Genomic DNA, 15494 nt, shown 5'->3' with positions numbered 1-15494 from the left:
CTATTCACGATTTCAAAGATCTTTTTGAGATTCATCTGGATTTTTTAAATCTCAATATTTTTTTAATTTTACTTGATTTTCTTATAGTTAAATACCTATCACTTTCTATCTAATTTTTTGTATAATGAGGTTACGAGGTATGATATGGAACTGATTACAGAACTCATGGATCAAGCACAAATTGAGCGCTCATTAACACGTATCTCTCATGAGATTATCGAACGAGACAGTACATCTCCAAATGTATGTTTGGTTGGCATCAAACGCCGTGGCATTCCACTAGCGAAGAAACTAGCCGAAAACATCAAGAAGTACACAAATGTTGAACTTCCTGTTGGAGAGGTAGATATCTCTTTATACCGAGATGATCTTACAGAGCTTAGCGAAACTCCAAAGACAACTGGTATCAGTTTACCAGAGAACATTCAAGATTATGTAGTAATACTCGTAGATGATGTTATCTATACTGGCAGAACCATTCGAGCTGCGATTGATGCAGTATTCTCGCATGGTCGTCCAAAAGCGATACAGCTTGCAGTACTGATTGATCGCGGTCATCGCGAATTACCAATACGACCAGATTTCGTTGGCAAGAATGTACCAACCTCTCGTGATGAACTCATTGATGTTTCCATCGAAGGTATCGATGATGAAACAGTCGTAAGACTCTATAAACTATAAAACATCGGCGTACCGATGTTTTCTTTTCGTTATAAAGCCGCAATTGCAGACTTAATCTTAGCGTGGTCTTCTTCAGTTCCCTGAACGTCAACCTTAGCGATTAATACACCACCAAAGTCCTTAACGATCTTATCACCAGCCACTGCGAATGTATCCGCATGACGAGCCATAGAACCTGTCGCTACAACACCCTTTAAACCAGCCTTATTGTTGTCTAAGAAGCTTTCAACTACGCCTGGAACTTCACCATATCCATCTGTATATGTAAAGAGTACATAGTCTCCATCAACCTTTTCACTACCATCAACGATTTGAATCGCATCTGTATAGCCTAGCTTCTGTCTTACTAATTCATCTGTATTTCCCATTCTTGTCGCAAAAACGATTTTCATTTTTATGTCTCCTTTTGTTCGTTAATACTAACTTATGTCTATAACGTACCATTAGTCGTATTTCTTTGCAAAATATATGCTCATACCTTCTGGAGAACTAAAACCTGTTTTGTACAAATGTGATGTTGTCCTATAAATTCATCTACATCCTTAAAGTAGTTCGACAAATAATTTGTATAATCCGATTGATAATATGCACGCTGGCTGACTAGCTTAATATTCTGATTGCCATTAAGAATAAACTGTTTAATTGATGTGCAATCAACCAAATAGGATTCATTGCTCTCACGTGAAATTGACTGTAGTCCCCAAGTTACATGTAATAAAATATTATATAAATCATCTATACTTGCTTGGATGGTATTTCCTTCCACATGAACTTCACCTAAAAATATCGCATGTTCAGAAAGTTCTTTAACCCATATCTTCACTTCATCTATCTTTGTTGGAATCACTTCTAGCGTGACAATAGACTTATTTTCAGGGCTACACCAGTCACGAATAATTAACTTCCCATTTTCAGCCAAACGGGAAAGTACAACATTCATTGTATCTGCTGCCTCATTTCGAGAAAGATACGAAAGTAATTCATGAAATACACTCGACATAAAGATAATATCGAATTGCATATCAGTACTCTTTAAAAAAGCAAGGTCAATACAATAAATACCCTTTTCCTCTAGTAACATCTGTACTTGTCTCGAGTTATCCAAAGCATAATAATTTGCTTCAAAATGACGTACATATTCATAGACATCATCACTTGGCCCTGATCCAAAGTCTAATACTCTCATTCCTTTTTGAACCTGACCTTCTAAAGCACTCAGTTTATCACTCATTGTTGCACACATGCGTGCATAGTATGATTGTTCATTATTCATGTGTAGATTTACCTAACTCTAATTTATCTAATACTGGACGAAGTATACGCATCATCATTGGAATGATAAAACCTGCAACAATCATTTCCAAAATACCATTGCTTGTAATCACAGTAATAATCACTGCAGAAACAGCTAAACCTGTCACATTTGCATAAACCTCACCGAAGAATAACCAAATCATCCCCATTACCATTAGTGTATGCAATAATGTCATACCAATTGCGATGATTGATTCTGCGATAAAAGTATTCTTCTTAACTCTCTGTAGTCTTGTATATAACAAACCAGAAAGATAACCTAATAGAATACGAGGCACAAAGGCAATGAGTAAACTCCAGAAATTTCCATGAATTTCACCTACTGAATAGAAAGGTGAAAAACAGAAACTTGTTATCGTTGGTGCAAAGGTTGCCTTTAAAAAGCTTGTCATTCCAAAAACAAAGCCCAAGATTGCACCATCCGTTGGTCCAAGTAAGATACCTGCAAAGATGACAGGTATATGCATTGTTGTAATGGAAATTGCTCCTAAGTTAAGATAGCCAATTGGTGTCATTGCCATAATGAGTTCAATCGCAATAAACATGCTTAGAATCATCATTTTTCGAATTCTTGTTTTATTACCCATTTGAATGCCTCTCTAGATTTTATATTCCACCCATTTACCTTGGTGGAAACGAATACGTAATAACGTAAATCTTGTAAACTGATCTGATAATACACCTAACCAAATACCCACTAGACCAAGTGAGAATACGGAAGTTAATATCCAAGTTAAAATTGGACGAATAATCGCGACACTAATCAGTGCTACAATCAATGTATATTTTACATCACCTGCGCCTCTTAAGCATCCACCATATATAATCTGCGATATTTGAAATAGTACAATAACTGCCACAAAGCGAGCAATCATAACGCCCATTTCAACCACGGATTCATCCGCAAAGAAGAACTGATTCAGCCTTCTTCCACCTACCAACAAACTTACCGCAAATACCACTGAAATTACTACACCAATTAATTGGCATGCATGTCCATATGTTTTCGCAAGTTCTGGTTTCTGTTGTCCCAAACTCTTACCAATGAGTGATACTGCCGCAACCTGCATACCATCCGCAAATGCAAAACCTAATGACATAATATTCATGCCAACCTGATATGCCGCAAATTGGTCTGTACCGAGCTTGGCAGCAAGTACAGCAGTTGTCATAAAACCCACACGCATGGCCCAGTTTTCAAAAAGAATATTCGCACCTAATTTTTGAATTGCATGAAATGATTCAAAGTCTGGATGAATCTTCTCTTCTAAAATATAAGGTATCGAAACATAACTATCCTTTTGGAATAAGGAGTGCACACTCATAGCACAAGCAAATACCGTACCTAATACTGTCGCAAAGGCTGCACCAAATAAACCCCATTTAGGAAAACCAAAGTTACCACCTATCAATAGATAGTTAAAAATAATATTCACAATCGATGATGTCACATTCGTAATCATCGCAATCTTTGTATTTCCTGCACCACGTTGCGCCGCATTAATTACAAGCGATAATACATTGAATATCATTCCAACCTGTATCACTCGAAAGTAAATCACCGCACCCTCATGCGTATCCGCATTCGATCCACATATCGCAATGAACGGATTTGCAAAAATAACTGTAACAACTGTCAGTACAACACATAATAGTACAACTATCAAAAGTGCAGTCATCAACACCTGATTTGCATTCCTACGATTATTCTGCCCAAGTCTTCGTGCAACTAATGCAGATACCGCAACATTAATCGCAAAGAAAAAACTTAGACTAAGAAACTTTGGTTGAATAATTAAACCGGTCGCCGCAACCGCATATGTGCCCATTGAAGAAACCATGAAAGTATCGATAATACCCGCAAGAGACACAAAAACACTTTCCAGCACAGCTGGCCATGCCATACGTATCGCTTCTCTATAATGTTCTCTAGCGATATTCTTTAACATCCTGATTTCCCCTATCTATTTGAAACCTCACTTCAGTTTGAAGTGAGGCTTTTCATTATGCGTTTAATTTCTTTTCGATATCTTCAATATCACTCTTTAACTTCTCTAAGAAAGCTTTCTTTTCTTCAACCTGACGTTGAATACTACGAATTCTTTCATAGTCACTTGTTTCATATTCTTGTTCTTGAAGTCTATTGATTTCTTCTCTTACGATTGGAAGTTGAGACTTCTTATGGTCATAGGCTTCCTGAAGACGCTTTTGACTATCTTCACGCTTACCATTCCAGAATACTTCTTTTGCCTGTGTAAATGTCTCCCACAATGCATCATTTTGATCACTTCCAGAATATCCAGCTGCACGCCATTCCTTATCTAATGCCTTCATACGATCAGTTTTTTCACGACCATAATCCTTTGTGGCAGCGATTGTATGCGCTTCTTCAATTAAGGCATTCTTGATACGAATGCTCTCCTTCTGCTTTTCATCACGCTCTGTGAAGAACGCTGTTCTTTCATCATAGAAGCCCTGACGAGATGCGTTAAACGCATTCCAAAGTTCATCATCTTTATCACGGCCTGCACTACCGATTGCCTTCCATGCGTCCATGAGACCATTCATCTTTTCAGATGTCTCACGGAAGTTATCAGTCTTCTTTGCAAGCTCTTTTGCTTGCTTGATTAAATCAAGCTTCTTCGCTTCATTTTCAGAATGTACTTGTGTTAGATTATCAAAATAGTTACGACGTTTATCATTGAATTGGTCACGATAGCCCTTAAACTGTTCCCATAAGGAATCATCTTCCACACCTGCATTACCAAGTGTCTCCCACTCATCCTGTAGGTTTCTAAATTCTGCCTGCGTTTCCTTCCAGTTTGTGGAGTCTACTAAACTAGCAGCCTTTTCAATTAACTTCTTCTTTTCTTCGGCGTTTGCGCTTTGACGTTGACTTCTAGCATTGAACTTTTCTAAAGTCTTGCCAAACCAAATTGCATACTCTTCATCCTTTGGAGTATTCCAGTTTTCGATTGCTTCAAATTGCTTACGAATTTCTTCAAACTCTTCTACTGTTGAGATATTCTCTGCTTGACGGCATAGTTCCTGCTTCTTACGAAGATCATTTTCCATATCTTCAAGTGCAGTATCATTATGAGAAGTACCGTATTCTACGCCACCGCCTAAATACGCTGGTTTTTGCCAAGAGAACATTCTATATTCTCCATTAGTTTCAATGCCAAACCATCTACCATGGCCATCATTCTGATCATCTTTTGGTAATACAAAATTACCATTTTCATCCTTCGCACCGTATAGAACTTCAACAACCTTACCCTCAAAAGTCTTATGTGCTTTAAAGCTGACCTTCGCTAATTTCTCATCAAATCCTTCTAACGTTTTCCAATTCATTGTAATTCCTCCTATTTGTCGTATAATACTAAAATCTCTATTAAATATTATACATGATAATTAAAGTGTTTGATGTTCGCGTTTTACATGTTCGTAAACAATTTTCGCTACATCCTCAACGTTTTCCTTCTTACCATTACGCATCCAAACCGTATAGATATTAAATAGTGCTCCTGAATAATAATACAAATGATATCTGCGTAACTCATCTTCACCCTGTTCAAATACGTAACTATCAATATAATAGTTGAGACCATCCTGCAGAATAGAAGATAAATTAGATTGATCTAAACATTCAATAAAGGTTTCATAATTACAGAAATATAAAAATCCCGCAAGAATCATTTCATACGAACGTACTTTTAAATCCTTCGCTTTTTGAACGCGAACAAACTCATCAACAATCATCTTCATATAATCGCTGAATATCTCTCGCTTACTACGATAATTTCGATAATATGTCATACGTGATACACCAGCCATGCGGCAAATTTCCGTAACTGAAATATCTTCATAGGCCTTCGTTTCCATCAAGCGTATCAGTGCTTCACTAATACATTGACGATTAAATGCATTTTGTTGTTCCTGTTGCATAAATTCTCCTGATAGTTGTATTTTAACATATTTCGATATCTTCCTACTATGTCCAATCCCCACCAAGCATCAACAAAAAGAATATTGAAACCAATCGATTTCAATATTCTCTCGTTTATTTATAACCAAGAACCATGTTTCTTGATATAGAACTTCTTCACGATTTCAATCGTAGTACTATAGAGTGCCAAGATAATAATCAAATATACAAAGTATTCAAATGGCATTTCTGTAAATACAGTATTCTTTAGATTATCAAATAAATATGGAATTGAAATACCTACAAAAATACCGAATGCAGATGCTAGAGCTAGTCTAGAATCACACTTTGAATCAATGATAGGACGCTTTGATGTACGGATAAACTGTACAATCAAAATCTGAGAAATTAGGCCTTCAATAAACCAACCAGTCTGGAAGTAATTCTGCATGGCTAGTGTATTGTATCCTAAGATAAACCACAATACCAAGAACGTCAGTACATCAAATACAGATGAGAAACCACCCATGACATTCATGAATGACACAAGTGAAGCACTATTCCACTTATGCGGTGTCTGTAGGAACTCATCATCGACGTTATCCCATGGAATCGCAATCTGTGTAAAGTCGTAAATCAAATTCTGAATTAAAATCTGTAATGGTAACATCGGTAAGAATGGTAAGAAGATTGAGGCAATAAGTACCGAGAAAACATTACCAAAGTTACTGGATAATGCCATCTTCATATACTTCAAGATATTTCCATAAATACGTCTACCTTCATAAATACCATTGAGAATGACCGTCAAACTCTTTTCCAACAGGATAATATCCGCACTGGCTTTGGCAACGTCAGTACCATTATCAACCGAGATACCAACATCCGCATCATGTAGACTAGGCGCATCATTTACACCATCACCCATATAGCCAACTACATGACCATTATTGCGTAACGCATCCACAACACGCTTCTTTTGCATTGGTGATAAGCGCGCAAAGATATCATTCTTCTCCACAACAGAAGATAATTCTGCATCACTCATATTCTCTAAATCAGAACCTGTGACAGCACTCTGATTGCCAACCTTCATACCAACAAGCTTGCATACATGTTCGACGACAACAGGCGCATCACCAGATATAACCTTTACATGTACACCAGCATCATACAAACCACGAATCGCTTCTTTTGCGTCTGGTTTTGGTGGATCAAGGAAGGCAATGATTCCTAAGAATGTCATATTTGTTTCATCTTCCGCATGGAAGACAGTTGTATCACCTACGCTCTTCTTCTTTGCGGCAACACCGATAACATGCATACCTTCATTATTTAATTCTTCCGCAAGAGCGTTGATTTTCGCAAGATCTTCTTCGTGAATATCCATGTATTCCTTCTTCACACGAATACGACTACAACACTCTAATACCGACTCCAAAGCGCCCTTTGTGATAAGTACCTCATCCTGTGGCATTGGAAGAATTTCTTCAACATTTCCACCCAAGTGTTCACCACCAGGATTAGAAATCAAAACACTCATTCTACGACGTTCAAAGTCATATGGAATCTCATCAGACTTCACATAACCACCAGCGTATTTATGTGCATCATTCTCTTCGCCATAGGCTAAGATTGCACGGTCAATCAGATTCTTAACTCCCGTAGAGTAGTATGCATTCATCCATGCATAATTCAATACCAAATGTGAATCCTCACCATTTACATCAAGATACTTCTGAAGCACAACATGGTCCATCGTTAGTGTACCGGTCTTATCGGTACATAGAACATCAATGGCACCTAAATTCTGAATCGCAGACATATTCTTAACAATTGTCTTCTTCTTCGCTAAGAATTTAGCACCCTTGGCAAGTGTTCCATTGACAATCATCGGTAACATACCTGGTGTAATACCTACCGCAACAGAGATAGAGAATAAGAACGCTTCTAACCAATTCTTCTTCACCAAACCATTAATCAATAACACGAAGATAACTACTACAACCATGTAAGTAATTAAGATTCTCGTAATCTTCGATAAACTCTTATCAAAATCCGTCTCTTTCTTCTTTGTATGAATTGTAGAAGAAATCTTACCTAGATAAGAACTTTTCCCGGTACGTACTACAACACCAACACCTGTACCGGAATTCACAGTGGAACCACCCAAACAGATATTGTTTAACTCTGCCGCATTGACAGTTCTATCATCAACACCTTTATATTTTTCAACTGGAATGGATTCCCCTGTAAAGGCAGAAACAGAAACGAATAAGTCCTTACTTTCAAGAAGATATAAGTCACCACTGACAATATCTCCAGACCCAATCAATTGAATATCACCAGGAACCACTTCTTCCACCGGTACTTCTCTTACCTCAGTTCCATCTTCCGTTGGAACCTGAATTCTAACCGTATCATGCTCCATCTCTTTTAACTTCTGCATATCACGGTAAGAACCATAGTCTTGGAAGAAACGAATTACCGCACTCATACATGCCAGTGCAAGAATAATTGTTCCAGATAAGATATCCGACTCCACAACAAAAGTCACAATCGCTAATACAAGTAAAACGATAATAAACGCATCCGCAAAACTATGTACAAGGAAATACGCCCAACTATGTTTCTGCATCGCAGACAAATCATTATAGCCGTACTTCTCTAATCTCTCTTCTCTTTCTTCATCGCTAATACCATTTCGTGTACAAGCTAATTCCTGTAGAAGACTAGATTCCTCTGTTTTCGCAATCTGTTGAAACTCTTGTTCAACACCAGTCGACTTAGGTGTAGGACCTAACTTCTTCTCATTATTTAGAACCATATCTCCACCTCCTTTTTCAATTACACAACAATCTTAGTTGCTTTCACACCGTACGTCAATGAATAATCCATCAAAAAAGCCACAACAAAGTTGTGACAAATAACAGCTATTTTAATGACTCTAAATACATCTTCGCATCCTCACGAGTATGGAAGATATGTATATCCTTTTCCTTATATTTTGAAAGAAGATTTAAAACTTCATATCTATCTTCCCTTTCATAATTTTTGACAAATTCAATCAGTTCTTCATCAACCTCATCTTCTACCCATGGCATGTCAGCACGAATTTTACCAACACGTTCATGAATTCCTTGAATGCATATATCTACAGGATAGTCTAAGAAGAATACAGTATCACATGCTTGCATACGCATCTCAATAGAAGAACCATAATTTCCATCTATAATCCAAGAATCCTTTTGAATCACATCCTGAACTCTTTTTAAGAATACTTCTTTTTCCACCGTAGTCTTATCCGCATTCCAGTTTAACTGATCTAAGTGAAACAAAGGGATTCCTGTACATACATGCAGATGTCTTGCAAATGTACTTTTACCGCTACCACAACATCCTATTATTATAACTTTCTTCATATTACCTATTCATCCCGGTCCTTATAATAACATAATAAATCAATAGGACCGTATACAGCATGATTAAATGCTTTATGTTCTTTCCCTTCATACACAAAGCCTAACTTCTCAATTAAATACTGTGAAGCTTTGTTATACGGAAAACAGGATACGCTAAACATCTGTACTAAATGATTTGTAAAATAATACTCTATGACTGCATGTACTGCTTCATACGTATATCCTTTTCTTCGGTAGTTTGGATTCATAACAAAACCCAACTCATAAGAAGCGACTGCCCTTGCGTCATCTTGAAGGTTAATCATTCCTATCATCTTTTGATTTTCCTTCAAGATAATACTAAATCTTCTTTGTGCACTAAAGATTTCCATTAATGCAAGATATTCTTTGTCCTGTCCCTTGCAAGCATGATAACCACCATCATCTAAACTTGTCTGTTCATCCGACATTATTTCAAATAAATCATCTTTATCCGAGAATACAAATTTACGTAATATCAAACGCTCTGTTTCAATACTGTCCATATTATTTTCCTTTTGTATTTTCATATCCTGTTTCAAAACTAAATACACCTGTATTGATTTTAAAATTTATATTGAACTTACGTTGGCTAGAACCTTCTTTGTTCTCTCTTTCCATAAGTGCTTTCCCACGTGAAGTAACAGTTGCATTTGGAAGTTCTTTTTCTAATTGATGCACATCAAAAGAAGAAACCATCGCATTTTCAATGAGGTACTTATATCCCTCTACTAATTCTTTCTCACTGATACCCCATTTGATATGTTTATATACCACACCTTCTTTGAGTTGGTTAATCATATCCATTAGATAACAAAGTCGAAAACGTGAGACTGGGGGCTTTTCACATTCATTAGGAATAATCCATCTTCCTCTTTCATCTTTCTCTGCCAGTGGTAGTACTCCATCCGCACATAACTTCGTTACCGTCTTAACAGAACATTCCCATTTGCGAGCAGCTTCTTTTGTGTTCATAATTGTATCTCCTGTATATTCAAATTATATCATTTCCCAGGAAAACAAAAGATACTCTCTCGAGTATCTTAAGAAAGATTATTATTTAGCTTCAGGAAGGGCTACAAGATTCTTAGTTGTTCCTGTTGTTAAAATCTCATTGAAGTTATCCATTGAGTATTCAATCATATTTGCTAGAGCTTCATCTGTATTAGAACCGATATGTGGTGTTACTAATACCTTTGGATACATCTGAACAAGTTCACGAACAGTAGGATCAGAAATCTCTGCAGCACTACCTAACTTCTTGAAGAAGAATGCTGTTTCATTAGCAAATACGTCTGTTCCATATCCATCTAACTTACCAGACTTAAGAGCAGCTAAGATTGCTTCGTTATCCTGTAATTCACCACGAGCAGTATTTAAGAAGATTGCACCATCCTTCATCTTACTGAAGAATTCAGCGTTAGCCATCTTGTCGTTTTGTCCAGGGAAGTATGGAACATGTAAGCTTACGATATCAGACTGCGCTAGTAATTCATCAAGAGTTACATAGTCTAACACTTCTCTGCAAGCATCATTTTCATAAACATCATAGCCAAGAACCTTAGCACCTAAGCCCTTAAACATCTTAGCTTCTGTAAAACCAATTCTACCTGTACCAATAATACCTACTGTACAGTTACGAATTTCCTTAGAGAAATATGTAGGTGAAACAACGAAGTCACCTGCAGCAGTATTGCTAGTAGCAGCTGCTGTATGACGTAATAACATCATACCTAATGTTAAAGATAATTCAGCGATAGCATTTGGAGAATATCCAGGAACACGAGCTACGATTAAACCTAAATCAGCCGCAGCCTGTAAATCGATATGATTGAAACCTACAGTACGTGTAAATACATACTTGATTCCATATTCCTTTAGTTTTTCTAAGTTCTGACGATCCGCTACACAGTTACCACGTAACAAGACTGCGTCAGCACCTTCACACTCTGTAATATTCTCATGTGTTGTTAAACCTTCAACAAGCTTTAAGTCATAGTTGTACTTATTATACTTGTGGAAAAACTCTACTTCATTTGGTCGAACACCATAACATACTACTTTAAATGACATAATTTCACTCCTTTTATTTTATGAAAGCGGGATACTCATCCCGCTTTATTATAATACGATTTTCTAATTAAAAGATTCCTAAATGTCCAATCATTTCAACAATAACGATCCAAATTGGAGCCATAATAACAGCTGCCAAAGTCGCAATCAATGAAGTGTTAGACGCAATAAGTGCACCCTTTTCAAAACGGATTGCATAAGAAGCCGCAACTGTTGCTGGAGGTGTAGCCATCATAATAACTGTTGTACCTAAAGAAACAAGGTTAACTGGTAAGATATGAGTTACTGTCAAGATTGCTAACACAACAATATTGAATGCAGGGATAATCAATAACTTGATGAAAGTATAGTAAAGAGCCTTCTTGTCTGTCATTGCATCCTTGAAACTTACTGAACCAAGTGTAGAACCGATTGCTAACCAAGCAAGTGGAGAAGCTAAACCAGCTAAGTAAGTTAAAATCTGTGTAATTTGTGGAGAAGTAACATCTAAACGCATGAATGAAACTGTCTTATCAACCATTTCACCTGTTGTGGCATCCTTCACAGCCACAGTAACCTGTGGTAAATATGCTTGTGCTAACCACAAGAATAGACCTAAGAATGTAGCGATAACGATTGGATTTAAGAACATAGACTTGATGTTCTTAGAAGTCATCTTTAATCCACTCATCTTGATATATCCATAAGAATATAAGAAGATTCTGTAACCAATGTTGAAGATAGATGCATATAATGCACCTTCTGCCCCATAGATTGCACTTACGATAGGAATTCCAAAGAATGTTGTAGAACCAAAGATACTTAATACACGTAAAGCATCCTTTTCATCGCCTTCAAATTTCGCATAGAGTGGAATTGTTAAGAAGATGAGTAAGATGTAAATTACGATACCCCAGATTAATACATTTAAACCTTGTGTAAATGTTTCTGGTTTGATTGGCGCCATAAATGACTTAAATGCCAATGCTGCAATTGATACTGAAAGTACAACCTGTGTTAATACTTTCGCTGTGCGATCATCGAATACCTTCTTGCGACGCATAACATAACCTAATAGGATAATAGCTACGCTAGAAATAATAGCCGAATTGATCTTTTCGTTTGATAATGTCTTTACAAAGATATCAAAGAAATTCATGTAGTAGTCCCCTCTTTCAAATATATATTTCAATATTTACGCGACTTAGTATAGCAAACCTCAACTATCATTTCAATCCCTCATAGAAAGTTGCATATCACATAATCTAATAGCACATATTTTATGATTGTTTTCCATACATTGTATTCATGCATGCATATAAAAAAACCATTCTTTGTACGTGAATGGATTTTTTCACAATTTTATTTTTCTAATAACTGCACTAATCGACAAACATTTTCAGTACTCACACAATCATAATCATCATTTTCATGATATGCATAGCTCATATTGCCTACTGTTGTCGTAGGATCCTTTCTCCAAGTTTTACAGCTTCCATGAAACTGATGAATTCCTGTTCTTTCACGCAAAGTTTCTATATTATCTACATTAATACCACTACCCGCAAGAATTTCAACTTGCTCACCATATTTAAATTGTAAATGATTTAGTAATTCACAACCCTGTAATGCAGTTGGTTGTAGACCACTTGTTAAAATACGGTCCACTCCACAATCGATCAGTTGTTGAATCGCTACATACGGATCTGATACACAATCAAATGCTCTATGGAAGACTGCTTCCTTATAATAACGATGGATTAATTCAACCATCTTCTTTGTTTGTGTAGTATTAATTGTCGCATCTGGATTTAAGAATCCAAATGCAATCCCATCTGCACCATTTTCTAGTAAAATCTCAGCATCCATAAACATTGTTTCGATTTCAACATCATCGTAATAAAAACCTGCTGCACGCGGACGATTCATGCATATGACCTTAAGTGATGTCTTTTCTTTTACAAGCTTTAACATGGCTAAACTTGGCGTAAGTCCACCAAGATATAATGCACTATTTAGCTCTACTCGATCGGCACCACCTAGTTCAGCATTGATACAATCTTGTACGCTTCCAGCACATACCTCAAAAATATCTGTCTTCATTCTTGTATCGGCGCCATCCTCTCACGAATATATTCATCAATCCATTCTTGTGTAGCTTTCGTGATAATCGTATTTCCATCAACATTCTGTGCACGATATACTGTAGGCTCTTCATTTTCTCGATATACTACAAAAGAGAAATTCTGGATGTTTGTTGCACAACCATAGTTACCATTTTTATCCATTGCTACAACACTTAAATCACCCGAAAGTCCACGACTCTTTTTTAACTTTGCATCTAGTTCATTGACTGTCTTTTGACAAGCTTCTTGTGGTGTCAGACCTTCTTTCATCTTGCGAACAATTTCATAAGAGATACATCCCTTCATCAAATCCTCACCAAGGCCCGTTGCAGTTGCACCACCTACTTCAGAATCTGCATAGAAACCGCCACCTACAATAGGAGAATCACCGATACGTCCAGCTCTTTTCATAAATAAACCACTCGTAGAAGTACCTGCAACGATTCTTCCGGTATGATCTAAAACTACTTCACCAACCGTATCGTGGCCATCATATGGTTTTAATTCTCTTTCTTTAATTTCTTTAACCCGTTTACGATATAACTGTTTCGCACGGTCTGTTAACAAGTTCTTTCTTTCAAAACCTTTCTTGCTAGCATACTTTTCAGCACCTTCAGCCACAAGAACACAATTAACAGTATCTTTCGATAGTTCTTTTGCAATTGAAATTGGATTTGCAAAATCTTTAATTCCCGCAACAGCTCCAACAGCCATTGTGTTTCCATCCATATAGCCAGCATCCAACTCAACTATCATTTCCTCATTTGGTAAGCCACCATATCCAACGGATTTAAAAAATGGAAAATCTTCTACACAGCGTATTGCATGTTCAATTGCTTCTCCGCTGCTTTTACCCTCTTTTAATAGTTGACCAGCTTCCTCTATACCTTCTAAAGCCATTCTCCATGTCCCAATGATTGCCCACATTTCAGAACCCTCCTAATCAATTGGTTTACGATAAAAACCACCATAGAAATCATCAGTTCTATAAACATTAATGATTGCACGTGGATCTACACTTAAAATTAAATGTGCAATCTCCTTCACTTCTAACGTTGATACAACTGTATTCAACATGTAATTCTTTTTGTGAGAGTAGCCACCATAGCTTTCCCAAACCGAAATTCCATGTCTATATTTTTTTGTATATGCAGCTGTTATCTCTTCTGGCATCGTACTTGTTATCTGCATGGTACTTCTATCATATCTTCTATACAATCCTTCAACTACCTTTGTAGAAACAAACTGCATGATGATTGAATATCCAGCACGCTCCCAACCAGAAACAAATCCAAAGATACATAACAAGATGCAGTTATAGATAAATACATAATTCCAAATACTTTTACCTGTTTTATTGGATACATATAATGCGATAAAGTCCGTACCACCCGTACTTGCATTTCCGACAAGCGCAGCCACAAGACCTAGTCCATATACTGCACCGCCTATAATAATATTCAGCATAACATCATCAAACAGTGTGTTAAATGGAAGGATAACCAAGAACAGTGATACACACGCAAACTGCAAAGAGGATAAAATCGTAAACTTTGTAGAAATCGATCTACCACATAGAATCGCAACTGGCAGATTTAATAAAACAATCATCAATGATACAGGTATCTGTATATTATGCTGACTACCAATTACATTTATCAAAATAGCCAATCCTGTAAAACCACTAGACAATAATCCAGCAGGTCTTAAGAATGCTTTCAATGCATATGTTTGTAACAGTGCAGAAAAAATTACACATAGAATACTAAACAAAAATCTAAATATCTGCTTCTCTGTAAGACTGGTAAGCTTTTGATTCATTTTAAATGCCTCATTTTCTACTACTATTTTAGTAAATTCTATCTTTGTTTCCTATACTTATTTTCACAACAAAAGGATGTGACGAAGTACATTCTTCATCAACATCCAATTTGTAGCTTTTTACTATAGTGG

Annotated in this window: 16 protein-coding genes; 1 reads left to right on the top strand and 15 read right to left on the bottom strand. The window is 36.7% G+C overall.

From position 1 onward, the window contains the following. Positions 1–117: 117 nt before the first annotated feature. Positions 118–681, top strand: a complete 564-nt coding sequence (gene pyrR, locus RYK16_RS05460) for a bifunctional pyr operon transcriptional regulator/uracil phosphoribosyltransferase PyrR (protein ID WP_314851276.1) — start codon at positions 118–120, stop codon at positions 679–681. Between the two features lie 29 nt (positions 682–710). Here pyrR and RYK16_RS05455 read toward each other — a convergent pair whose 3' ends face one another. From RYK16_RS05455 to RYK16_RS05385, 15 genes are all read right to left on the bottom strand, one after another. Further along, the gene (locus RYK16_RS05455) at positions 711–1073 is read right to left on the bottom strand and encodes a class Ib ribonucleoside-diphosphate reductase assembly flavoprotein NrdI (protein ID WP_314851275.1); all 363 of its coding nucleotides are present in this window, start codon (positions 1071–1073) and stop codon (positions 711–713) included. An 80-nt stretch (positions 1074–1153) separates the two neighbouring features. Next, positions 1154–1954 carry a hypothetical protein gene (locus RYK16_RS05450; protein WP_314851273.1) on the bottom strand — a complete coding sequence of 267 codons (801 nt, stop codon included), beginning with the start codon at positions 1952–1954 and terminating at the stop codon, positions 1154–1156. Then, positions 1947–2582 carry an ECF transporter S component gene (locus RYK16_RS05445; protein WP_314851272.1) on the bottom strand — a complete coding sequence of 212 codons (636 nt, stop codon included), beginning with the start codon at positions 2580–2582 and terminating at the stop codon, positions 1947–1949. The genes RYK16_RS05450 and RYK16_RS05445 overlap by 8 nt, the downstream gene beginning before the upstream one ends. 12 nt (positions 2583–2594) lie before the next feature. Continuing rightward, positions 2595–3944, bottom strand: coding sequence for an MATE family efflux transporter (locus tag RYK16_RS05440; protein ID WP_314851271.1), 1350 nt, complete (start codon positions 3942–3944; stop codon positions 2595–2597). Positions 3945–3999: 55 nt separating this feature from the next. Next, on the bottom strand, positions 4000–5349 hold the full coding sequence (locus RYK16_RS05435; protein WP_314851270.1) for a DUF349 domain-containing protein: 1350 nt from the start codon (positions 5347–5349) through the stop codon (positions 4000–4002). A 60-nt stretch (positions 5350–5409) separates the two neighbouring features. Further along, a complete protein-coding gene (locus tag RYK16_RS05430) occupies positions 5410–5943 on the bottom strand; it encodes a TetR/AcrR family transcriptional regulator (RefSeq protein WP_314851269.1) in 534 nt (177 codons plus the stop codon). A gap of 119 nt (positions 5944–6062) precedes the next feature. Continuing rightward, positions 6063–8750 carry a magnesium-translocating P-type ATPase gene (gene mgtA, locus RYK16_RS05425; protein WP_314851268.1) on the bottom strand — a complete coding sequence of 896 codons (2688 nt, stop codon included), beginning with the start codon at positions 8748–8750 and terminating at the stop codon, positions 6063–6065. Between the two features lie 106 nt (positions 8751–8856). Further along, the gene (locus tag RYK16_RS05420; protein ID WP_314851267.1) at positions 8857–9345 is read right to left on the bottom strand and encodes an adenylate kinase; all 489 of its coding nucleotides are present in this window, start codon (positions 9343–9345) and stop codon (positions 8857–8859) included. A 5-nt stretch (positions 9346–9350) separates the two neighbouring features. Next, the gene (locus RYK16_RS05415) at positions 9351–9869 is read right to left on the bottom strand and encodes a GNAT family N-acetyltransferase (RefSeq protein ID WP_314851265.1); all 519 of its coding nucleotides are present in this window, start codon (positions 9867–9869) and stop codon (positions 9351–9353) included. Position 9870: 1 nt separating this feature from the next. Continuing rightward, a complete protein-coding gene (locus tag RYK16_RS05410; RefSeq protein ID WP_314851264.1) occupies positions 9871–10338 on the bottom strand; it encodes a hypothetical protein in 468 nt (155 codons plus the stop codon). An 81-nt stretch (positions 10339–10419) separates the two neighbouring features. Continuing rightward, a complete protein-coding gene (locus RYK16_RS05405) occupies positions 10420–11436 on the bottom strand; it encodes a 2-hydroxyacid dehydrogenase (RefSeq protein ID WP_314851263.1) in 1017 nt (338 codons plus the stop codon). 67 nt (positions 11437–11503) lie between these two features. Further along, the gene (locus RYK16_RS05400; protein ID WP_314851262.1) at positions 11504–12574 is read right to left on the bottom strand and encodes an AEC family transporter; all 1071 of its coding nucleotides are present in this window, start codon (positions 12572–12574) and stop codon (positions 11504–11506) included. Between the two features lie 203 nt (positions 12575–12777). Next, positions 12778–13518: a copper homeostasis protein CutC gene (locus tag RYK16_RS05395; RefSeq protein WP_314851261.1), complete on the bottom strand. Its 741-nt coding sequence runs from the start codon at positions 13516–13518 to the stop codon at positions 12778–12780. Beyond that, positions 13515–14468: a N(4)-(beta-N-acetylglucosaminyl)-L-asparaginase gene (locus tag RYK16_RS05390; protein ID WP_314851260.1), complete on the bottom strand. Its 954-nt coding sequence runs from the start codon at positions 14466–14468 to the stop codon at positions 13515–13517. The genes RYK16_RS05395 and RYK16_RS05390 overlap by 4 nt, the downstream gene beginning before the upstream one ends. 12 nt (positions 14469–14480) lie before the next feature. Continuing rightward, entirely contained in the window at positions 14481–15362 is an 882-nt protein-coding gene (locus RYK16_RS05385) for a YitT family protein (RefSeq protein ID WP_298663670.1), read from the bottom strand. Between the last annotated feature and the right edge of the window lie 132 nt (positions 15363–15494).

It is taken from the genome of uncultured Solobacterium sp. (assembly GCF_963550625.1).
GTDB lineage: Bacteria > Bacillota_I > Bacilli_A > Erysipelotrichales > Erysipelotrichaceae > Bulleidia.
Note: the sequence above shows the minus strand (reverse complement) of the source record. Positions and strands in the feature narration are given on the sequence as shown.